Annotated in this window: 15 protein-coding genes and 1 tRNA gene; 11 read left to right on the forward strand and 5 right to left on the reverse strand. The window is 67.9% G+C overall.

Features of this window, described 5'->3' with window-relative positions; all coding sequences use genetic code 11:
• Window positions 1-137: 137 nt before the first annotated feature.
• Window positions 138-1,331: a nucleoside triphosphate pyrophosphohydrolase gene (locus ACZYZ7_RS30890; protein ID WP_463742484.1), complete on the reverse strand. Its 1,194-nt coding sequence runs from the start codon at window positions 1,329-1,331 to the stop codon at window positions 138-140.
• 2 nt (window positions 1,332-1,333) lie between these two features.
• On the reverse strand, window positions 1,334-4,972 hold the full coding sequence (gene mfd / locus ACZYZ7_RS30895; RefSeq protein ID WP_463742485.1) for a transcription-repair coupling factor: 3,639 nt from the start codon (window positions 4,970-4,972) through the stop codon (window positions 1,334-1,336).
• A 67-nt stretch (window positions 4,973-5,039) separates the two neighbouring features.
• Here mfd and ACZYZ7_RS30900 point away from each other — a divergent pair, with 67 nt between their 5' ends.
• The 9 genes from ACZYZ7_RS30900 (at window position 5,040) to lysA (ending at window position 19,343) form a co-directional block, all read left to right on the forward strand.
• Window positions 5,040-5,609, forward strand: a complete 570-nt coding sequence (locus tag ACZYZ7_RS30900) for a hypothetical protein (protein WP_463742486.1) — start codon at window positions 5,040-5,042, stop codon at window positions 5,607-5,609.
• A gap of 86 nt (window positions 5,610-5,695) precedes the next feature.
• Window positions 5,696-7,267 (forward strand): alpha/beta hydrolase, encoded by a 1,572-nt coding sequence (locus tag ACZYZ7_RS30905; RefSeq protein WP_463742487.1) that lies wholly within the window; start codon window positions 5,696-5,698, stop codon window positions 7,265-7,267.
• Between the two features lie 56 nt (window positions 7,268-7,323).
• A complete protein-coding gene (locus ACZYZ7_RS30910; RefSeq protein WP_463742488.1) occupies window positions 7,324-7,842 on the forward strand; it encodes an LppA family lipoprotein in 519 nt (172 codons plus the stop codon).
• 121 nt (window positions 7,843-7,963) lie between these two features.
• Window positions 7,964-11,527 carry a DUF4132 domain-containing protein gene (locus ACZYZ7_RS30915; protein ID WP_463742489.1) on the forward strand — a complete coding sequence of 1,188 codons (3,564 nt, stop codon included), beginning with the start codon at window positions 7,964-7,966 and terminating at the stop codon, window positions 11,525-11,527.
• Window positions 11,520-12,596 (forward strand): ATP-binding protein, encoded by a 1,077-nt coding sequence (locus ACZYZ7_RS30920; protein ID WP_450072982.1) that lies wholly within the window; start codon window positions 11,520-11,522, stop codon window positions 12,594-12,596. The genes ACZYZ7_RS30915 and ACZYZ7_RS30920 overlap by 8 nt, the downstream gene beginning before the upstream one ends.
• Before the next feature lie 35 nt (window positions 12,597-12,631).
• On the forward strand, window positions 12,632-14,896 hold the full coding sequence (locus tag ACZYZ7_RS30925; protein WP_450072983.1) for a DUF5682 family protein: 2,265 nt from the start codon (window positions 12,632-12,634) through the stop codon (window positions 14,894-14,896).
• On the forward strand, window positions 14,893-16,014 hold the full coding sequence (locus ACZYZ7_RS30930) for a VWA domain-containing protein (protein WP_450072984.1): 1,122 nt from the start codon (window positions 14,893-14,895) through the stop codon (window positions 16,012-16,014). The genes ACZYZ7_RS30925 and ACZYZ7_RS30930 overlap by 4 nt, the downstream gene beginning before the upstream one ends.
• Window positions 16,011-17,909 carry an SWIM zinc finger family protein gene (locus ACZYZ7_RS30935; protein ID WP_450072985.1) on the forward strand — a complete coding sequence of 633 codons (1,899 nt, stop codon included), beginning with the start codon at window positions 16,011-16,013 and terminating at the stop codon, window positions 17,907-17,909. The genes ACZYZ7_RS30930 and ACZYZ7_RS30935 overlap by 4 nt, the downstream gene beginning before the upstream one ends.
• 93 nt (window positions 17,910-18,002) lie before the next feature.
• Window positions 18,003-19,343: a diaminopimelate decarboxylase gene (lysA, locus tag ACZYZ7_RS30940; protein ID WP_450072986.1), complete on the forward strand. Its 1,341-nt coding sequence runs from the start codon at window positions 18,003-18,005 to the stop codon at window positions 19,341-19,343.
• A 39-nt stretch (window positions 19,344-19,382) separates the two neighbouring features.
• Here the strand turns inward: lysA and ACZYZ7_RS30945 are convergent, their stop codons facing one another.
• From ACZYZ7_RS30945 to ACZYZ7_RS30955, 3 genes are all read right to left on the reverse strand, one after another.
• Window positions 19,383-19,706: an ArsR/SmtB family transcription factor gene (locus tag ACZYZ7_RS30945; RefSeq protein WP_450072987.1), complete on the reverse strand. Its 324-nt coding sequence runs from the start codon at window positions 19,704-19,706 to the stop codon at window positions 19,383-19,385.
• The gene (locus ACZYZ7_RS30950; RefSeq protein WP_450072988.1) at window positions 19,699-20,148 is read right to left on the reverse strand and encodes an SRPBCC domain-containing protein; all 450 of its coding nucleotides are present in this window, start codon (window positions 20,146-20,148) and stop codon (window positions 19,699-19,701) included. Before ACZYZ7_RS30950 ends, ACZYZ7_RS30945 begins: the two co-directional genes overlap by 8 nt.
• Before the next feature lie 129 nt (window positions 20,149-20,277).
• Window positions 20,278-20,871 (reverse strand): TetR/AcrR family transcriptional regulator, encoded by a 594-nt coding sequence (locus ACZYZ7_RS30955; RefSeq protein ID WP_167858178.1) that lies wholly within the window; start codon window positions 20,869-20,871, stop codon window positions 20,278-20,280.
• 85 nt (window positions 20,872-20,956) lie between these two features.
• Here ACZYZ7_RS30955 and ACZYZ7_RS30960 point away from each other — a divergent pair.
• Both ACZYZ7_RS30960 and glmU read left to right on the forward strand, forming a co-directional pair.
• Window positions 20,957-21,028, forward strand: a tRNA-Gln gene (locus ACZYZ7_RS30960).
• 87 nt (window positions 21,029-21,115) lie between these two features.
• Complete coding sequence (glmU, locus tag ACZYZ7_RS30965; protein ID WP_450072989.1) at window positions 21,116-22,576, forward strand: bifunctional UDP-N-acetylglucosamine diphosphorylase/glucosamine-1-phosphate N-acetyltransferase GlmU; 1,461 nt, start codon at window positions 21,116-21,118, stop codon at window positions 22,574-22,576.
• The last annotated feature ends 72 nt before the right edge of the window (window positions 22,577-22,648 follow it).

A 22,648-nucleotide genomic window follows, 5' to 3' on the forward strand; every position in this document is an offset into this window, starting at 1 on the left:
ACCCCAGCCCAACGCCTCGCCACCCTCCTCAATCAAGCTGCGTAGCCACGTTGCACTAGCCACTTGACTTTGAGGGCTCGAATTCGCCCTGGCGTTACGCGCGCGGCAGACTCGACTTGGCAGCGACGCGTCCGCCGTCAGTCGCGGGGGTGATCGTCCTCGTCGGGTTCAGACTCCGACTCGCCCTCGTCAGCCGATTCATCCTCAGCCGCTTCATCCTCGGCCGGGCCCTCCGCGTCGGCGTCGGACGCGGACTCAGCTTCTGCCTCTGCGTCTTCGTCGTTCGCGGCTTCCACCGCGGGCTCGGGCTCGGGCTCGGCGTCAAGCTCGTCATCCGCCTCGAACTCGTCGTCCGCATCGGGCTCAGGCTCGGGCTCGACAACCGCACCCGGCCAGTACGCCCGCCACTCGTCCTCGGTGATCGAACCCAGCGGTGTCACGTCGAGTTCCTCGGGAACGTCCTCGCCCCGCCGGCCGGCGGCCACGTCGGACTCCACCACTCGGACGGTATCCATGAACTCCAAAATCGCACTGCGCAAGTCATTCTCGGCATCAGCATCCGCCGAAACGACCACTGAGGTCAGCGCGGCAGGTACCAGGTCTGCGGGCAGCCCGGCCTGGGCCACCCGGGCCAGCACCTTCTGCGCCAGCGCCAGAGCCGGCTGCCCGGTGGGCACGTCATCCATCGACGACCCGCGGGCCTTCACCTTCTGCTCCTGAGCCTTGCGCTCCTCCCACTGAGCCAGCTGCTCGTCCAGTGAAATCGACTCTCCGGCAAGCACTGCCGGCACGCGGTTGCCGAGCTTGCGCACGAGCGAATCGGCGACGTCATCGATGTTGAACGGATGAACGGGTGCATCCTCGGCGATGCGGGCGTGGAACAGCACCTGCAGCAGTACATCGCCGAGTTCTTCGCGCAGTTCGTCGGCATTGCCGCCGCGCACCGCGTCGAACAGCTCGTAGGTCTCCTCCAGCAGATAGCGACGCAACGAATCGTGGGTCTGCTCGCTCTCCCACGGCCCGTCGGTGCGCAGCTGGTCCATCATCGCCACGGCGTCCACGAGCCGCTCCCCCGCCTGCGCCTGCGGAGCCGCGATCAACCGGTCGCCGGCCGCCAAACGGGCCTTGACCGCCGGATGCTCAGGATCCGAGGACAGCAGCACCGGGGCCGGGTTGTCTTCGTCATCGCCGTAGATGGGCCGGGCCGCGGGCAGCGTCCACGGCACCTTGATCGGCATTTCCTCGGTGTACTGCACGTCGCCGGTCAGGAATTCGATCGCTTCGACCGGGACCAGCGAGGGGCGGCGGGGATCAACCAGAACAACAGTCATGGTCATACCTCCCCAGTTACCTGCGAGAACTTCGTTATATCAACATCCGACTGGCCTTTGCCATGAAGAACCAGCACCAGACCGGCAACCATTTGGACAATGTCCAGGTCGCGGATCCGCGGCGAGCCGATTCCGTCGCTCTCGCGTGGGATCGGCACCTGCACCACCGAGGTGGTGGCCCGGTAGTGCGCACCCGGGTACATCCGCTTGAGTCGCAACTGCGCGGAGTCGGGAAGCACCAGCGGCGACAAGCGGATCGTCGACGCCGACATCGCACCGATCTCGGTGATGCCGTACTCCCGGCACAACAGTCGCAACCGCGCCACCGCAATCAGGCGCTGCGCAGGCTCGGGCAACGGGCCGTACCGGTCGACGAGCTCGTCCACGACGGCCCGGACAGCGTCCTCATCCGAAGCCGCGGCCAGCCGTCGGTAGCCCTCCAGCCGCAGCCGGTCACTGCCGATGTACTCCGGGGGCAGGTGTGCGTCGACCGGCAGGTCGACCCGTACTTCCTTCGGCTCCTCCGCTGTGGCAACGGTTTTCCCGTCGACAGCGGCTCGATACGCCTCGACAGCCTCGCCCACCAGCCGCACGTACAGATCGAATCCCACACCGGCCACGTGGCCGGACTGCTCGGCGCCAAGCACGTTGCCCGCACCGCGGATCTCCAGATCCTTCATGGCCACGGCCATACCGGCACCCAACTCGTTGTTCTGCGCGATCGTGGCGAGCCGGTCGTAGGCGGTCTCGGTCAGTGGTGAATTGGGCGGATAGAGCATGTAGGCGTATCCGCGTTCGCGGCTGCGGCCCACCCGGCCGCGCAGCTGATGAAGCTGTGACAACCCGAAGGTGTCGGCCCGCTCGACGATCAGCGTGTTGGCGTTCGAGATGTCCAGGCCGGTCTCGACGATCGTGGTGCAGACCAGGATGTCGTACTCGCGGTTCCAGAAGCCCTCGACGGTCTTCTCCAGCGTCTCCTCGTTCATCTGCCCGTGCGCGACGACGACCCTGGCTTCGGGCACCATTTGACGAATCCGCGCCGCCGCCTGGTCGATCGTGCGCACCCGGTTGTGGATGTAGAACACCTGCCCGTCACGCAGCAGCTCACGACGCAACGCCGCGGCCACCTGCTTGTCGTCATGCGGACCGACGTACGTCAGCACCGGATAACGCTCCTCGGGCGGGGTCAGGATCGTCGACATCTCGCGGATGCCGGCCAGGCTCATCTCCAGGGTGCGCGGGATCGGGGTGGCGCTCATCGTGAGCACGTCGACGTGCGTACGCATCGATTTGATGTGCTCTTTGTGCTCGACGCCGAACCGCTGTTCCTCGTCAACGATGATGAGACCCAGGTCTTTCCAGGTCACACCGGTCTGCAACAGCCGGTGTGTGCCGATCACGACGTCGACCGAACCGTCCTTCATACCCTCCATCGTGGTCCGCGACTCCGCCGGATCGGTGAACCGCGACAACCCCTTGACCGTCACCGGGAAACCGGCCATCCGGTTGGTGAAGGTCTGCAGATGCTGATCGGCCAGCAGCGTCGTCGGCACCAACACCGCCACCTGCTTACCGTCCTGCACGGCCTTGAACGCCGCTCGCACCGCGATCTCGGTCTTGCCGTAACCCACGTCGCCGCAGATCACCCGGTCCATCGGAACCGGCTTCTCCATATCGGATTTGACCTCGGTGATCGCGGTCAGCTGGTCAATGGTCTCGGTGAAGCCGAACGCGTCCTCCATCTCGTTCTGCCATGGAGTGTCTGGGCCGAACGCATGCCCGGGCGCCGACTGCCGCTTGGCGTACAGCGCGACCAGTTCACTGGCGATCTCACGAACAGCCTTGCGCGCCTTGGTTTTCGTGTTGGCCCAGTCGCTTCCGCCGAGCTTGGACAGCGACGGTGCCTCACCGCCGACGTACCGCGACAGCTGATCGAGTGAATCCATCGGCACGTACAGCCGGTCCGATCCGCCACCGCGTTTGGACGACGCGTACTCCAGCACCAGGTATTCGCGGCGGGCTCCGCCGACCACCCGCTCGGTCATCTCGACGAACTTGCCGATGCCGTGCTGATCATGCACCACCAGATCCCCGGCGGACAGCGCCAGCGGATCGACGACGTTACGTCGTTTGGCCGCAAGCCTTTTACCCTCCGACGCCGTCACCCGGTTACCGGTCAGATCGGTCTCGGTGATGACCACGAGGTTGACCCCGGGCAGGATCACACCGTCGTGCAGCGGTCCCTTGAGCACCCCGACCACGCCGGCCTTGGGTGCCGCACCCGGCTCGAGCATCGTCGCCGCAATGTCGGATTCGCCGAGCTGCTCGACGACGCGGTGTGCGGTACCGGCGCCCGGGGTGACCACCGCGGCGTACCCGCCGGTGGCGACGTGGGCGCGCAACATGGCGAAGATCTCGTCGAGACTCTGCTGACTGCGCGCCGACGGCGACGGCCGCAGGTCGAGTTCGATGGCCTTGCCGTCGGGCAGCTGGCTCAACGTCCACCACGGGTGCCCACCGGCTACGGAGTCTTCACGCGCCTGGTCGAACGGGACGAATCCCGACGCGCCCAGTGCCTCGATGTCGATGGGCGCATCCCCGCCGACCGCGGCCGTCGACCACGATGCCTCGAGGAACTCCTGCCCGGTCTTGATCAGGTCGGCCGCCCGGGTCCGCACCTTCTCCGGGTCGCACAGCAGGACCGGGGCCCCGTCGGGCAGGTGATGCGTCAACGTCGTGGGCTGCACCGGATGCAGCAGCGGCATCAGCGCCTCCATGCCGTCGACCGGGATGCCCTCGGCGAGTTTGGCCAGCATGTCGGGCACGCTTCCGGTCACGCTGTTCTCGTGGGTGGGGTGCTCGGCGGACAGGACCGCGGCACGCTCGCGCACATCGGCGGTCATCAGCAGTTCGCGGCACGGCACGGCGACCACGTTCTGCACCGGGATCTCGGGAATCGAGCGCTGGTCGGCGATCGAGAACATCCGTATCTCGGATATCTCGTCGCCCCAGAACTCGACGCGCACCGGGTGCTCGGCGGTGGGCGGGAACAGATCGAGGATGCCGCCGCGCACGGCGAACTCCCCGCGTTTGCCGACCATGTCGACGCGGGTGTAGGCCAGGTTGACCAGCCGGGTGATGACCGCCTCGAACTCCGCTTCGGCACCGACGGTGAGGGTGACGGGCTCGGTGCCCACAACGTCGGGGGCCATGGGTTGCAGCAATGAACGGGTCGTGGTGACCACCACGCGCAGCGGCGAGCCCAGTGCCGTGTCCTCGGGATGGGCCAGCCGACGCAGCAGCAACAACCGGGCACCGACGGTCTCGACACCCGGGGACAACCGCTCGTGCGGCAGCGTCTCCCAGGACGGGAACAGGGCGACAGCGTCGCCGAACACGCCGCGCAACTCGGCGGTCAGATCGTCGGCTTCCCGGCCGGTGGCGGCGACCACCAGCAACGGGCCCTGCTGGGCCAGGCCGGCCGCGACCAGCACGCGGGCACTGGCCGGCCCGACGAGTGCGAGATCGGCGGGCCGGTCGGCGGCGCGGTGAAGGACGTCCTGCAGGGACGGATCGGTTAATGCCAGCTCGACGAGACCCGCAATCGGGGTCTGAACATGGTTGTGCCCCGGTGCGGTCATGATGGGGCCATTCTACGGGCCCGGGATTTCGGCTCCGCCCCGATCTGTCCGGGGCGATCATGTAGCGATGAAGCGTTTGGCGGCGGCGCTCGTTGTGGTCCTGACGGCGGTGTTCGCGGTGATCTGGCTCACCAGCCGGCACACGTCGGACTCCCAGCACGAGTCGGTGCCGACGCATCTCGGGCCGGACGGCATACCTGACTTCGCCGCCTACCCCGCCGTCGACGCGGCGCAGTATGTCCTGCGCGAGGGCGAAGGATTTCCGGTGCAGGGGTTCCGCACGCCCGAGGGCTTCGTCTGCATGACCACCCAGCACCGGGCGATGTACGCGCTGGACTGCCGCGGGCCGTTCGTCGGCGCCCCCAACGACGCCAACCTCGCGCACCTGTTCAGCTACGGCACCACCAACGGCGCGATTCCGATGAGTTTCTCCCGCACCGAAGAGCCACTCAGCCCGGTCGACGGCATCACCGAGGACGAGGCGCCGATGCTGCCCGCAGGCCAACGCTTCGATCTGGGCAACGCCATGTGCATCCACACCGACGACATTCTGTTGGCCTGCCGGATGGCCGACCCGCAGAGGGGCAACGGGTTCATCGCCACCACCACTGACACGAGGCCCTTCGGTAGGACCTGATTTTGGCGCGTCGAGCCCCGTCCGGATGCTGCTAGCGTTCTGACAGCAGATCTTCAGACAGGAGTAGTGATGGGCGGAGCTCGCCGATGACCGTCACGATCTCCACCGTCACCGCCAGCAATCCGACCGCGTTGTCTGATGCCGCAAACCAATTGCAGGGCAAGATCGATCAGTTGGACGGGCTGATCAACAGCCAACGAAACACCCTGACTGATCTGGCCGGTGCGTGGAAAGGCACCGCTTCTGACGCGGCAATTGCCCGCGGCAACAAGAACTTGGACGATCAGACCCGCCTCCGGACCCGCCTGCAGAACACCCAGTCCGCGTTGCGGGTGGGCGGCGCCAACCTCACGCCGCTGCGCACCGAGATCCTCAACGTCGCCAAACAAGCGGTGAGCCTGGGCGCCACTGTCGCCGACGACGGCACCGTCACGGGCGCCGGAAAGCTCATGACACCCAAGCTGGCCGCGGCGTACACCGCCACACTGAAAGCCCTTCTCCAGCAATTCGATTCCGTCGACGCAGCGACGGCCAACGCCCTCAAAACTGGTTCCTCGAACGATGGCCCGCAGGCAAGCAACATATTGGGCGACCCGCCTGCATCGCCGGTCAAGCGCGATCTCGACACCCTGAAGCCACCCGACGGTGCCACCGATACCGAGGTGAACCAGTGGTGGGACTCGTTGAGCGAAGACGAGCAGAACCGCATCATCGTCGAGCGGCCAGATTGGGTCGGAAATCTCGACGGGGTGCCCGGTACGGCGCGCGACTCGGCCAACCGCAACCGGCTCGCCAAGTTGCGCAACGACACCGACCTGACCTCCGAGGAGAAGGGCACCATCGCCGCCATCGACGACGCCCTGTCCAAGAACGACCGGCAGCTTCTTGTCCTCGATTTCGACGGCGAGCACCCGAAGGTCGCGGTCGCGACCGGCAACGTCGACACCGCCGACCATGTCAGCGTCTATGTGCCGGGAACCGGCTCGGTGACCTACGACAAGCCCAACGAGGGCAATGACCTGCCGACGTACATCGAGCAGTCCGAATGGCTGAAGAGCGAGACCGAGCGGGTGCTCGACAAGGCGGGCAAGGGCAACGAGACCGTGGCCACCGTGGCCTGGCTGGGCTACGAGCCGCCGGCCAATCTGGCCCAGGCCGGCAGCGCCCACTACGCCGACGACAACGCGCCCAAACTCGCGTCGTTCATCAACGGGCTCGACAGCTCCCGCGACACCGACCCGCATCTCACCGTCCTCGGCCACTCCTACGGTTCGACCCTGGCCAGTGAGGCCCTGCAGCGCGGCACGGCCGCCGACGACGCCGTGTTCATGGGGTCGCCCGGATTGGAGACCAATCCGTGGCAGTTCTTCGGCCAGACCACACCGTCGGATCTGCACCTCACAGAGGGCCACGTGTTCGTCGAACATGCCAAGAATGACGTCGTCGCCGACCTGGGCCGATTCGGTTCCTCGATCCCGTCGAGCCTGCCCGGTTTCATCGACTTGTCCACGAACGCCGAGACCACCGCGCTGGGCTCCCGCAACGAGTCGACGGGCCACAGCAAGTACTCGTTCGTCGACACCACAGCGCTCTACAACCAGGCCGTCGTCGTGGCAGGGTTGGGACAGGACAAGAACTTTGTGAAGGTGGAGGATTGATGTGGCGTCTGGTGATCACTTTGCTGCTGGCCTTCACGTTGACAGGCTGCGGTCCGATGTTTGAGTCCGAGTACAAAGGTCCCGCCGAAGGCGATTACGGCTTCGGCACCCCTGAGGAACTCGGCACCCTGCTGGCCCGCCGTGATGCCGAAGAGGTCCTCGCCGACCGCGACAAGATGATCACCGAGATCACCACCGAGCTATCGCGGATTGTGCCGGGTTCGCGATGGCTGCCCCATCGCGAAGAGCGCAGCAGCAACTGCGGCGAGTTCGGATCCACCGACGGCGAACGCTACTTCGGCCAGAACTTCGTCTCCGAGGTCCCGGTGCCTGCCACGTTGTGGGGGCAGGCGTCGCAGGCCGTCATCGACATCGCCGCCAGGCACGGCTACACCAACGTGACCGGACGAACCGAGAACCCCGTCGGCGACGAGTCGACTGATCTCACCATCACCGACAGCGAGGACGGCAGATTGTCGTTCGGCTCGCAGACCAACGCGGTCCTGCAGGTGGTGACCGGCTGCTACCTCACCGCCGAGAACAAGCGCAAGGCACGCGAAGCCGCACCCAAGTAGCGATATGCACGCTCGACGAAACCCGTAGCGGGGCCGAAAATCTCCGCGATTGGACCCGCCCGAGCAGCCTTACGATGTTTAACTCCCGGTGGCGAACAGCGCCGCGGATGAGGGGAATTCAGTGGAGTCAAAGAGCACCGCGTCACAGGACATCCCGCCCTGGTTGGCAGACGGCGATCCCGTACACCTCGACGACGCATTCATCGACACAGCGCTCCCCACCCGCGCCCACCCACCGAGCAGCCTTCGGGAACCCGACTGGCAGGCCGCGGCAAACGTGGTCGCTGAATGCCGAGAAGCGATCGACCTGGATCAGACCGATCCGGCGATCCGCGACACGGTGATCTCGGCCATGGACCGGCAGCCGAACGAGCACACGCGGGCTGAGAACGCTGTGCTGCTGGCCGCGAGTCGCTACAGCGGCCTGCTCTATGTGATCGCGGCCAAGAACGGACTTCTTGAGGCGGTCGATACCCTGATCGAATCGCTGCGCATCAGCCGCATCCAGACCTGGGACAGTTCCACTAGAAGTCATCGCTTCCACCTGCTCAACCAGCCCAGCGACCGAAGCTACACACATGACCCGCTAGACCCTCATTTCGAGGTGCTACGTCGGTTGGCCTGCCTGGCCTCCGACGAGGAATACGCGCAGGTCGTCGCCGCTGTACGGGCGGCCGCGGTGCACATGGAACCCGTGCGCCGGGCCGCCTTTGCCCTGGCTCTGCCCGATACCCCGGACCTCAGCGACGAGCTGATCGCCGAGTTCGCCGACTCCGACTCGGAGTGGCTGCCCTGGCTGCCCTGGCTGCAGGCCACCGCGGCCGACGCGAAGCTGATCGACCGGGCCCGGCCACGAAAGCGACCCGAATACGGGGCCTTCGAGTACACCCCGCGGTACCTCAACGCCCTGGTGGTCAACCATGGCTCGGCGGCGCTGAGCACTTTGGTCCCGCACGCGTCCGTCGAAGCGGCGGGCGACGCACTGGCGCGGATCGGGTTGCCCGAGGCCATCCGGGCGCTGGCCGGTGTTGCCAGCGCCAGCAAATCCAATCAGCTACGGCTGCGCACCGCCATCGACCGCTGGCCTGCGGCCGCCGTCGCTGGGCTTGCCCAGGCAGTCGGCGACGGTGGTCGCGACGCCGCCACGTCCCGGATGTTGCTCGGCGGTCTGGTGGCTGAACATCGCGAGCTGGCGGAAGCGGTGCGCCCCTGGTTGACGGGCAACGCTGCCGGTGCCTTCGACAGCGTCACCGAGCAGATCAGTGGCCACCACGACGAGGCCGCACCCGACGAACTGCCGCAGGTGCTGGCCGATCCTCCCTGGTTGCGGCCCAAGCGGAAACAGCTTCTGGTCGAGGGTCTGGAGCCACTGCCGCTGGCGCCCGTGGCGCGCTGGCGCGACGGTGAACGCGAAAGATGGGCACGACGTTCGAGATACGGCACACCCAGCCGCCAAGACGATCCGACGTCCGGTGGCGCGAACCAAGGTCGATTACGGGGTCTGTTTCAGAAGCTGAACACGCGCGTTCGGGGCGAAGTCACCGCCGCCGAAGTGGCCGAGGTAGCGGAGGCGATGTGCAGCGCCCGCTACACCTGGAACTCGACCAGCGACGTCCCGCCGCAGCTGGTGCAGAATGTCGCCGCGGCACTGCAGACCGGCGACGTCACGGCAAGCGTCGCGGCCTTCCATGCCTGGGCCCAGGCCTACCGGGACACCACACGGTGGGCCTCGGTGGCTGTCCGCGGCGAGTCGCTGTGCGGCGACCACGCAGACGTACTCGACCGCATCACCCCCGGGTTCGGGTTACGACTGTGGAATGCGCTGGCGGGGACCGTGGAAACCGATTACGGCGAGACATACGTACTGGCCAAGCACGGAGTCGACGCGCTGCCCGGGCTGGTTTCGGTCGTGCGCCGCCGTCCCTCCGAACACCTTTCCACGGCAATCGTTTTCGGCGCGGTCGAGCTTGCCCCCTTGGCCGCGCGCGCCTTCCGTCTCTCGAAAACCCTGCGCAGCGAGGCCGACACCTGGTTGCGCACCCACCCCGAACACGCTGCCGCCGGGCTGATCCCCGCGGCCATCGGCAAACCGGGCGAGTCCAGGGACAATGCCGCAACAGCCTTGCGGGCCATGGCTGTCCAGGGACACCGCGAGCTGATCCTGTCCACCGCGGCGGCGTACCACCGCGACGACGTGACCGCAGCCGTGACGGCCATGCTCGACGAGGACCCCACCGACCTGTACCCGACGAAGCGCAGCAAGTTGCCGGCCTACTGGGCACCGGCCGCATGGCGGCGACCAAAACTGCACTCCGGCAAGCCATTACCGCTGAACGCCGTCGACCACCTCGGCACCATGCTGGCCTTCCCCACCGGGGACGGCGTCTACGCCGGGATCGGCCATGTCGTCGACGCCTGCACCGCGGACTCACTGGCCGACTTCGGCTGGGACCTGTTCTCGGCGTGGCTGGCTGCGGGTGCACCCAGCAAGGACAGCTGGGCCATGACCAGCCTGGGGTTGTTCGGCAACGACGACACCGCGCGACGGTTCACGCCGTTTGTGCGGGCCTGGCCCGGCGAATCTCAGCACAAGCGAGCCGTCGTCGGCCTGGACGTGCTGGCCGGGATCGGCTCCGATGTCGCGCTGATGATGCTCAACGGCATCGCCAGTAAGGTCAAATTCAAGGCGTTGCAGGAACACGCCCGGGAGAAGATCACTCAGATCGCCGACGACCGGGGCCTGACGACCGCCGAACTGGAAGACCGCCTGGCGCCCGACCTGGGGCTGCAACCGGACGGCACCATGCTGCTGGATTTCGGTCCGCGGCAGTTCAGGGTCGGCTTCGACGAAGCCCTCAAACCGTTTGTGCGCGACAGCGATGGGGCCCGGCTCAAGGAGCTTCCCAAGGCGCGTCGTGACGACGACGCCGAGTTGGCCACCGCCGCCACGGCCCGGTGGAGGGCACTCAAGAAGGACGCCCGCACCGTTGCGGGGCAGCAGGTGCTGCGCCTCGAGTTGGCGATGTGTGCACGCCGCCGCTGGAGCGTGCCGGTGTTCGAGCAGTTCCTGGCCGGCCATCCGTTGGTGCGGCACCTGGTGCAGCGGCTGGTGTGGGCCACCTACACCGACGCCGGAATCGACCGGTGCTTCCGCGTCGCCGAAGACGGTCAGTACACCGACGCCGACGACGAGCCGATCACGCTGGCCGACGATGCCGTCATCGGACTGCCGCACGCACTGGAGCTTCCCGAGGCCGACGCCGGCGGTTTCGGTCAGCTGTTCACCGATTACGAACTGCTGCAGCCCTTTACCCAGCTCGGCCGCGACACCTACCGACTCACCGAGGCCGAGAAGTCCAGCACCGAACTCACCCGGTGGAGCAATATCGTCGTCCCCACCGGAAAGATCCTCGGCCTGACCAATCGCGGCTGGGAACGCGGTATGCCACAGGATGCCGGCGTGATCCACGAAATGGAGAAGCCGCTGCCGGGTGGCTGGAGAGCGGTCGCCGGGCTCTCCGAAGGCCTTGCCGTCGGGGCCCTCGATTTCTTCCCCGAACAGAGCATCGACGGCGTCGTTGTCGGTACTCCCGGGAAGTGGACCGTCGACGCGAAGCCCTTCGGCAAGCTCGACGAGATCACCGCGAGTGAACTGATCCGTGACCTGGAGGGCCTACGTGGCTGACCAGAACTTGCAACGTGCCCCGGCCGAGATCGATTACGCCGCCGAGCTGGCAAGGCTGACCGCAGACACTTCCGAACCCCGGCCACCCGGCTGGAGCATGGGGCTGCGGTCTGCACGCGCCTTCGTCCTGGGCGAGCGGGCGCGTGGCATCACCGCAAAGGTCGTCGTGCCGGTCGCCGCGGTCGAACGCATGCTCGTCACCCTGGCCACCGGGCGCGGCCTGATGCTGGTCGGCGCGCCGGGCACGGCCAAGTCGCTGCTGTCCGAGTTGCTGGCCACCGCGATCAGCGGGTGTTCCACGTTGACCATCCAGGGCGGGGCGTCGGTCACCGAGGACCAGATCAAGTACTCGTGGAACTATGCGTTGCTGATCAACGAGGGTCCGAGCCTCAACGCTCTTGTCCCTGCCCCGCTGTACACCGGCATGCGCGAGGGCAAAGTGGTGCGGTTCGAGGAGATCACCCGCACCCCGCTGGAAGTGCAGGACAGTCTGCTGAGCATGCTCAGCGACCGGGTCATGGCGGTGCCGGAGCTCGCGGGTGAACACGGCATGCTCTATGCCCGCGAAGGTTTCAACATCATCGGTACGGCCAACACCAAGGACCGCGGCGTCAACGAGATGAGCGCGGCGCTCAAGCGCCGGTTCGACTTCGAAACCGTCTTTCCCATCCTCGATTTCGATGTCGAGCTGGACCTGGTGGCCCGCGCGTCGCAGACGCTGCTGGAACGTAGCGGCGTCCCGGTGACGGTGCCCGAGCCCGTACTCGAACTGCTGGTGCGCACGTTCCGTGACCTGCGCGACGACGGGGGCAGTGCGATGGACCGGCTGAGCGCGGTGATGTCGACCGCCGAGGCCGTCAACGTCGCGCATGCCGTGGGGGTCAGAGCCTGGTATCTGGGCCAACGCCAGGGCAGTCCAGCCGATCTGGCCGAGAGCATCGGCGGCACCGTGGTGAAAGACGACGCCGACGACCGGGCGAAGCTGCGGCGCTACTTCGAACAGAAGGTCGCCGAACGCCGAGGGCGGCATTGGCGGGAGTTCTACGCCGCGCGCGACCTGCTGCCGTGACCATGGCAGCCCTTGATGAGCCCAGAATTGTTGGAGTGCGCCATCATTCGCCGGCATGCGCCCGCATGGTGGTCGCCGAGATCGAGCGGCTGCGCCCGGCGCACGTGCTCATCGAGGGACCATGCGATTTCAACGGCAGGATCGATGAACTCGACGCCGCGCACCGGCTGCCGATCGCGATCTACAGTTACCTGTCCGCGCCAGGAGTGCATCGCGGCTCATGGTCGCCGCTGGCCGAACACTCACCGGAGTGGCAGGCGCTACGGACGGGCCGCCGCGTCGGCGCGCAGGTCCGGTTCATCGACCTACCCGCGTGGCACGACGCCTTCGCCGAATTCACCAACCGGTACGCCGACGACCCCGACGAAGCGTCCGAACACCGCGCCGCGGACTACACTGCGGCGGTAGCCCGCGAACTCGGCATCGACAGTCGAGATGCGTTGTGGGACCACCTGTTCGAATCCGAAGAAGATCCCGCGGTGGTGGCGCAGCGGTTGTCGGTGTGGTTCACGGGCCTGCGCGGCGACGATCCCGGATCGACGGGCAATGCCGCCCGCGAAGACCTGATGGCGCGCTGGATCGCGTGGGCCGTCCGCCGGAATGAGGGTCCGGTTCTCGTGGTGTGCGGCGGCTATCACGCACCCGCACTGGCCCAGCTGTGGCCTCGACTACCGGAATCCGAGACACCGCCGGCAGTTCCCGTCCCCGAAGCGGATTCCCGGCACGGCTCGTATCTGGTGCCGTTCAGCTTCCACCAACTCGATGCGTTCACCGGGTACGCATCGGGCATGCCGTCGCCCTCCTATTACCAGTGGGCCTGGGAGAACGGTGTCGCGGCCGCAGGGCGACAGCTCTTACACCGTACGCGAGACCGCTTGCGGAACAAGAAGTTACCGGTGTCGACCGCGTCCCTGCAGAACGTGTACACGCACGCGCACGGGTTGGCCCGGCTGCGTGGGCACCAGGTTCCGCTGCGCTGTGACTGGCTGGACTCGGTCGCGGCCTGCTGGGTCACCGAGGCGCTCGTGGTGCCGTTGCCGTGGAGCTACCCCGGCCCGCTGGCGCCCGGCACGGATCCGGTGCTGGTCGAGGTGATGGACGTGCTCTCGGGCGAGGCGGTCGGTGCCCTCGCGGCGGGTACGCCGCAGCCGCCGTTGGTGGCGGCGGTTGCCGCCGAACTGGCCGCCCACGACCTGCCCGGGACAGGTGAAGTCACCCTGGACCTGTTGTCCGACAACGACCGTCGGCGCAGCCGGGTGCTGCACCGCCTGGCGCTGCTGGACATACCGGGAACCCAGCGCCGTGCAGGACCACGATGGGCCCTCGACGCCGGCCGCGAACCCACCGAGCAGTGGCACCTCGGCGATCCGCCCAGCCGCTTGGCCGCACTCATCGAAGCCGGCGCGTGGGGGGCCACCCTGCTCGACGCTGCCCGCAACAAATGGGGCTCCATGATCAGCGGCCCCGACATCGGCGTTGCCGAACTCGCCGCTGCGGTAGACGCTGCGGCCGCGGCCGGGCTGGGCTCGGTACAGGCCGATGTGATCGGCCGACTCCGCGAGACGGTGGCCGCCGAGACCGATCTCGGGGCACTGGGCGCGGCGCTGCGGGTGCTGCTGCCGTTGGCCCGTAATCCGCAATTGCTCGGTCTCGACGACGTGCCCGGATGTCTCGACGCCGTCGAGGCGATCGCCGACCGTGCGGTGTGGCTGTTGGAGCCGCCTGCTGCCGTGGCCCCCGCACAGATCGACGGTCACCTCCGGTTGATGATCGGTTTACGAGATCTGGTGCGCGCGCAGCTGTTCGCCTCCATGGACGATCGGATCGTGGCGGTGCTGCACCGCAAGGCGGCGTCGCACCGGTCGGATCCGGCGAGCCGGGGCGCGGCGCTCGGCGCCGTGATCAGCCTCGGTTCAGCGGCCGACGCCGATCCGCTGGCCGTGCTGGACTCGGTCTCGGTGGCCCGGCTCGGCGATGCGCTGGCGGGATTGCTCGCGCTGGCCCGCGAGGAGTTGATCTCCGATGCCGGCTTCGTGGCCGGACTCGACAGGCTGATCGGCGGATTGCACGGCGACGATTTCGTCGGCGCCCTCCCCGCCCTGCGCGCCGCGTTCGCGTGGTTGCCGCCCCGGGAACGCGGCGACGTGGCCGACGCGGTGCTGGAGCTTCACGGCGCGGCCAACGTGTCGCGGCGCGTGCTGCTACGCCGTCTCGACGCGGATCCACAGGCCGTGGCCGCGGCCGCTGCCGACGAACGCCGCGCCGTCGACCGGCTGCGGTCCTGGGGGGTGTGGCCGTGATCGACGTCCCAGAACCCTTGCAGCGGTGGCGATTACTCCTGGGCGCGGCCGCCGACGGCGCGCTCGGTTCTGCCACCGGAGAGCTCGGCGCGGCCGATGCCGCACTGGAGTGGCTCTACGGCCGCGATCCGGACCGCGCCGAACGGGGTGAGCGGTCCGGCGGTCAGGGGGACTCGACGCTGAGCGTGCCGGACTGGATCGACGCCGTGCACACGCTGTTTCCGCAGGAGGTGATCGAACGGGTCGAACGCGATGCGGTCGAGCGGTTCGGCATCACCGAGGTGGTGACGCGACTGGACGTGCTGGAACGCATCGAACCCTCCGAGTCGCTCCTGCGGGCCGTCATGCAGACCAAGCACCTGATGAATCCGGAGGTGCTGGCGGCGGCGCGGCGACTGATCGCCGAAGTGGTGCGTCGGCTCCTGGCCGAACTGGACACCGAGGTGCGCCGGGCGTTCACCGGCAGCCTGGACCGTCGCCGGCGCTCACCCGTCCCGATCGCCCGCAACTTCGATTTCCGCGGCACCGTCAAAGCCAACCTGGACCGCTGGGACCCGCAGCGGCAGCGGCTCTACCTGCAGCGGCCGCTGTTCTCCAGCCGCACGCAGCGGCACACCGAACGGTGGCGGATCGTGCTGCTGGTGGATCAGAGCGGGTCCATGGTGGATTCGGTGATCCACTCGGCGGTGCTCGCCAGTTGCCTGTGGCAACTACCCGGCATGGACACCAGCCTGGCGGCGTTCGACACCCAGGTGGTGGACCTGACCGACGAGCTGGTCGACCCTGTCGAGCTGTTGATGAAAGTCCAGTTGGGCGGCGGCACCGACATCGCCGCAGCCGTGGGTTGGGCAGCCGGACGGATCAGTAGCCCGCATCGTTCGGTCGTGGTGGTCATCTCCGACTTCTACGAAGGCGGTTCGGCGCCGTTGCTGGTCCGCCGGGTGCGCGAGTTGGTGGCCGGCGGGACGAAGGTGCTGGGGCTGGCCGCCCTCGACCGCCACGCCAACCCGGCCTACAACCACGAGCTGGCCGGGGAACTGGTGGCGGCCGGTGCGGAGGTGGCCGCCATGACCCCGGGTGAGTTGGCCGTTTGGCTCGCCGAGAAAGTTCGCGAATGAGCGCCCGGGCCGATCTGCTCGACCTGACCACCGACGCGCTCACCGCGTTGGCCAACCCCGGCTTCGTCAAACGCGCACGGAAGGATCTCGACGCGGGCCGCGGGCCCATCCTCGATATCGGCGACGACGGCGCGGTCACCGCACGCTTCGACGACGGCGTCGTCACCACGCTGCCGGTGGGGACGGCCGTCCGCGATGCCGCGTGCAGTTGTCCGGCCAGCGGCTGGTGCCGGCACCGCGTGATGCTGGTACTGGCGTACCAGGACGGGCACCATGACGCCCCGAAGGAGACCAAAGGCCATTGGAGCCCAGCAGAATTCACTGATGAAAGCCTGACGCAGGCACTGGCTCCGGCGACGCTGGCCGCGGCGCGGCGGATGGCACGCGGCACGGTGCGCCTGTCGGCACCGGACGGTATTCCGACCGCCCGCCTGCCGCTGAACACCGTGCAGTTCTTCTCGCCGTCCGCGCTGGCCCATGCCCGTTGCGACTGCCGCGACGTCAGCGGCTGCGCCCACCTGGCCGTGGCAGTGTGGGCGTTTCGAGCGGCCGGGGATGCCGGCTCGACGATGGCCCGCGAAATGGTGGTCTCCCTCGGTAGTGACACGGATCGCCGACCCGAAGTCGACGGGTTCGCCGCCGACCTCGATGCGCTGATCGTTTCGCTGTGGTCGGACGGGACCTCGTCCGAGGACGCCGGTCTCGACGCCCGGCTGGGCGCCCTGACCGAACAGGCCCGTCGCGCCGGGTGGAGCTGGGTGGCCGCCGACCTGGAGGAACTGTGCAGGCAACGCGAGGCCCTGCACCAGCGTCGTACCGACGCAGATCCGGAGGCGCTGCTCACGCTGGTGGCCGAGGCCCCGGCCCGGCTGCGCGCCGCCGCGGCCGCCGGCGAACTGGATGCACCGCAACGCACCGCCGGGGAGATTCTCGGCGTCGGGGTGCCCGGCGAAACCGAGCTGGCCCACCTGCGGCTGATCTCGCTGGGCGCCGAGTCATGGCGCGACGAACACGGCGTCGGCGCCCGGGTCTATCTCGCCGATCCCGACACCGGCTCGGTGTCAGTGCTGGAACGCCGTTGGTCGGGCCTGCAACCGGCCGCCGAACGCCGGATCCTGGGCACGAGACTGCAGCGGGTGGCGCAAGGGCAGGTGGTCACGACGGGCGCGCGGCGCCGAGCTTTGGGCCTCATCGAGATCAGCGCCGAGCGGGGCCGCACCTCGCTGCACGATCTGAGCCCCGCCGCCTGGGATGCCGGGACACTGCCGCACGGTATCGGCCACGAATCGTGGCCCGCGTTCGTGTGCCCCCGCCGGCTCGGCGACGGCATCCGGGTGCTGACCGTGGATGCGGTGCACGACTGGGGCTTTGACGCTGCGGCACAACAGTTGGTGGCTGACGTGACCGGACCGGATGGCGACACCCGCTTGGTGCTGGGGCATTCAGCTGCGGCGCCGGGCGCGGTCGACGCACTCGCCGATGTCCTGGAAGCCGGGAACCTGCACCGCGTCAGCGTCCGGGTACACCGGCGTGCCGGACGGCTGATATGCGAACCGTTGGCGGTGTTGACGCAAGACCGTGCCCTGGTGCTCGCGACCGAGGCGGCCTCTGGCCGTGAGCTCCCGCCGGCCCCTCCCGACGCGCCGGCCGGGCCACTCGAACGCGCCCGCCTCGAACTCGCCGGCTGGTTGCGCCGCGGGTTGCGTCATCAGAGTCGGGCAGCGCGAGAGCGGTTGGCCGGCCTCGCGGAAGGGCTCAGCGCCGCCGGAATGACAGTCGCCGGGACCGAATTGGCAACAGCCGCTGCCGCTATCGGTGAGGACGCAGATGGTGCGGTTCGCTCGCTGCAACGAGTCGTACTGCTACTCAGTGAAATATCGGCGCCTGCAGATTGAACTCCGACGCGTTCGCGTCAGGATCCGCCCCTGCAGCGTCAAGGAACCGTCAAGCCCGATGACGCAGGCCCCGGCACGGCCGACTGTGGAGTCATGACCTTGCTGGACATCCTGCCTTCACTTCGCGGCGCCACCCGACCACGACTCGATCCGAACATCTGGCCGCTGACCACAGGGGTCGACGAGCAGGGCAGGATCACCGTCGGCCGGGTGCCGCTGACCGACATCGCCGACGAATACCGCACTCCGGCCTACGTGCTCGACGAGACCGATTTCCGGACCCGCGCCCGGCGCTACCGCGCCGCCCTCGGCCAGGCAGAGGTGGTCTATGCGGGCAAGTCACTGCTAACCACCGCCGTTGCCCACTGGGTTGCCGAGGAAGGCCTCGGACTGGATGTCTGCTCGGCCGCCGAGCTGGCGACAGCGTTGGCGGGCGGGGTCGACCCGGCGCGCATCGTGATGCACGGCAACGCCAAGTCATGCGACGAATTACGCGATGCGATCGACGTCGGGGTCGGCCGGATAGTGGTCGACTCCCCGATGGAGATCACCTACCTGGCCGGGTTGGCGCGTCGGCCCCAGCCGGTACTGATCCGGGTCACACCCGACATCGACATCCACGGTCATCGTGCGGTCACCACCGGGGTGACGGACCAGAAGTTCGGATTCGCGCTGGCCGATCGCCGCGCCGCCCGCGCCGCCGCCCGCATCCTGGCCACCCCGAACCTCGATCTTGTCGGCCTGCACTGCCATATCGGCTCGCAGATCACCGACCCCGCGCCCTATGGAGTGGCCGTGCGCCGGTTGATCGGCGCGATGGCCGACATCCGCGCCGAACACGGCCTGGTGCTGACCGAGCTCAACATCGGTGGCGGTCATGGGGTTCCGTATGTCCGCGGCGACGCAGCCCTCGACATCGGAGCGCTGGCCGCCGTCCTCGACGATGAACTGACCGCGGCGTGCGCGGCCGAACGGTTCCCGCGGCCACGTCTGGTCGTCGAGCCCGGCCGCGCCATCAGCGCACGGGCCGGGGTGACCCTGTACCGGGTGTGCGGGGTGAAGTCCCAACCCGGCGGGCGCACGTTCGTCGCCGTGGACGGCGGCATGAGCGACAACCCGCGGGTCGCCCTGTACGGAGCGAAATACACGGTGGCCCTGGCCAATCGACATCCGCTCGGACCGACCATGGTGGCCACCGTGGTGGGACGGCATTGCGAGGCCGGTGACGAGATCGTGCACGACGTCGAGCTGCCCGCCGACATCCATGCCGGCGACCTGCTGGCCGTGGCCTGCACCGGCGCGTACCAACACAGCATGGCTTCGACCTACAACATGGTGGGCCGCCCGCCCGTGGTGTCGGTGCGCGACGGCGCTTCGCGGGTGTTGGTGCGTCGGGAGACGACGGCGGACCTGCTCGCGCGGGATCAGGGATGAGCGCTTGCGCGAAGACCCAACGGCTCGGCTGAGCTGCCGTCAGGCATCCCGCTCAGCAACATCCTTGATCCTGGCGAGCCGGCGTTCCCAACCCGCCGCTATTCCGTCGAGCCGTCTCGCCACCTCGCTGAGCCGAGCACCTACCGCCTCGTATTTGATCTCACGCCCCGCCCGGGTGGCTACCACCAGGCCAACGTCGGTGAGCACTTTCAGATGCTTGGCGATGGCCTGACGGCTGATCGGGAGTTCGTCGGCCAGCGCCGAGGCCGACGCGGGCCGGCGCCCGAGTGCAACGAGAACCTGCCACCGGCTGTCATCGGCAAGTGCAGCGAAAACCTGCACCGGTGAGGCATTTTCATGCATCGGCGGCGGCCCCCACCAGATACTTCTGGGCGAGGCCGAGCTCGACCGGCCAGCCTCCGCAGTGATCGTCGAACCGGGACCGGCGGTTGGCCTCGGGCTCGTCGAGCGAGGCGAACCCGCTCTCGACGACCCGCAGGACCACGCCGGATGGCGCTGGGGTGATCCAGAATTCGACGAGGGTGAAGGAGCTGTCGAGGTCGTCGGCGTCGATGTGCCACCGGAAGGCCGCGTAGCGCGGCTCATCGAGTGAGACTGTTCGGAACGCGAACCTCCCGTGCGTGGGATCGGTGACAACGGCGACGTCGCCGTCACGATCGATGTGGTGTTCTGTGATCCGCTCTTCATTGATGTACCAGCCGGGTTCGCTCACCAGGTCCCAGACGCGTTGCGCCGGTGCGTCGATGGTGATCTCGCGCTCGATGCGGTCGTAGTCGGTGGTCATATCGGGGGTCCTTTCCGCCGGGATTGTTGCAACCCAAGAGTTGCACATAGATCCCCGGTATTGCAACCCCCGAGTTGCAGTTGGTGTTGCCTACCGACTCGCCGTCGGGCGAGCGAACGAATGAGCCCGCTACTCCTCGTGCAGGATCGGGTCGGACTCCAGGTGGGTCAGCCCGTTCCACATCAGGTTGACGACGTGGGCGGCCACCACTTCCTTCTTGGGCTCGCGCACGTCGAGCCACCACTGGGCGGTCATCGACACCGACCCGACCAGCGCCTGGGCATACAGCGGTGCCAGTTCGGGATCCAGCCCGCGCCGGGAGAAATCCCCGGCCAGGATCGAGGAGACCTGGTTGACCGCGTCGTTGAGCAGCGTCGAGTAGGTGCCCGAGGTGATCGCGGCGGGTGAATCGCGGATCAGGATGCGGAAGCCGTCGGTGCGCTCCTCGACGTAGGTCAGCAGGGCCAGCGCCACGCGTTCGACCCGCACCCGGGACCGGTTGTTGGTAAGCGACGAGGTGATGCCATCCAGCAGAGCCGACATCTCCCGGTCGACGACGACGGCGTACAGGCCTTCTTTGCCGCCGAAGTGCTCGTAGACCACTGGTTTGGAGACGTTGGCGCGCTGCGCGATCTCCTCGATCGAGGTTCCGTCATAGCCCCGTTCAGCGAACAGCGACTTGGCGATCTCGATGAGCTGCTGTCGCCGTTCGTTGCCGGTCATCCGGGCCCGGGGGGCCCGCACTTCCTTCTCGGGTGCTGCCACGCATATAAGGCTAGACCGTTCGACTAGAGTCTCTCCCGGACATTCCGTCGTGGTGTAATCGGCAGCACCTCTGATTTTGGTTCAGATAGTTCAGGTTCGAGTCCTGGCGACGGAGCTCACGATCCCGCGAACGACCGCAGAATGCCGGTGTTGACGGTTTGTCGGCGTACAGACACGGTCGCTCGGCGAGAAAGGGGCACCTGTGTCGACCACCGAGGCCGCCGTCGTCGTACTGGCAGCAGGTGCCGGGACCCGAATGCGCTCGGACACCCCGAAGGTGCTGCACACCCTGGCCGGCCGCAGCATGCTCAGCCACGCGGTACACACCGTGGCCAATGCGGCTGCCCAGCATCTGGTGGTCGTTCTCGGCCACGACCGTGAGCGCATCGCCCCCGCGGTCGGTGAGCTGGCGGAGAAGCTGGGCCGCACCATCGACGTCGCCATCCAGGACCAGCAGCTGGGCACCGGCCACGCCGTGGCCTGTGGCCTGAGCTCGCTGCCCGACGAATTCGCCGGCACGGTCGTCGTGACCTCGGGTGATGTCCCGCTGCTCGATGCGGACACGCTGGCCGGTCTCATCGAGACCCACAGTGCCGCGACGGCTGCTGCCACTGTGCTCACCACCACCGTGCCCGACCCGACCGGCTACGGCCGCATCCTGCGTACCCAGGACAACGAGGTAATCGGCATCGTCGAGCAGGCCGACGCGACCGAGTCGCAGCGGGCGATCCGCGAAGTCAACGCCGGGGTGTACGCCTTCGACATCGCCGACCTGCGCTCGGCGTTGAGCCGCTTGAGCTCGAACAACGCGCAGCAGGAGCTGTACCTCACCGACGTCATCGCGATCGTGCGGCAGGACGGCCGGACGGTGCGGGCCATGCATGTCGACGACAGCGCGCTGGTGGCCGGCGTCAACGACCGGGTGCAGCTCGCCGATCTGGGCGCTGAACTCAACCGCCGCATCGTGGCCCGCCATCAGCGGGCCGGCGTCACGATCATCGACCCGGCCACCACCTGGATCGATGTCGACGTCACCATCGGCCGCGACACCGTCGTGCGCCCCGGCACCCAGCTGCTCGGCACGACCGAGATCGGCGCCGGCTGCGAGATCGGCCCGGACTCGACGCTGACCGACGTCGAGGTAGGTGACGGCGCATCGGTGGTGCGCACCCATGGTCAGCTCGCCGTGATCGGAGCCGGAGCCACCGTCGGCCCGTTCACCTACCTGCGGCCGGGCACGATCCTCGGGGCCGACGCCAAGCTCGGCGCGTTCGTCGAGACCAAGAACTCCACAATCGGCACGGGCACCAAGGTGCCTCACCTGACCTACGTCGGCGACGCCGACATCGGCGACCACAGCAACATCGGGGCCTCCAGCGTCTTCGTCAACTACGACGGCGAGACCAAGCACCGGACCACCATCGGCTCGCACGTGCGCACCGGCTCCGACACGATGTTCATCGCCCCGGTCAACGTGGGCGACGGCGCCTACACAGGTGCGGGCACCGTGCTGCGCGACGACGTCCCGCCCGGCGCGTTGGCGGTCTCGGACAACGCCCAACGCACCATCGAGGGCTGGGTGCAACGCAAGCGCCCGGGTTCGGCTGCTGCGGCGGCAGCGGCGGCAGCAGAAGAGGCCGCGCGCAAGGCCCCCGAGGAGTAGGCCGGCCACCACCGGCCACCACCGGGGCCGAGCGTGGCGCGTGTGCACGAAATCCGTGGCAAACGCGTGCCG

Source organism: Mycobacterium sp. IDUB_17 (assembly GCF_055419465.1).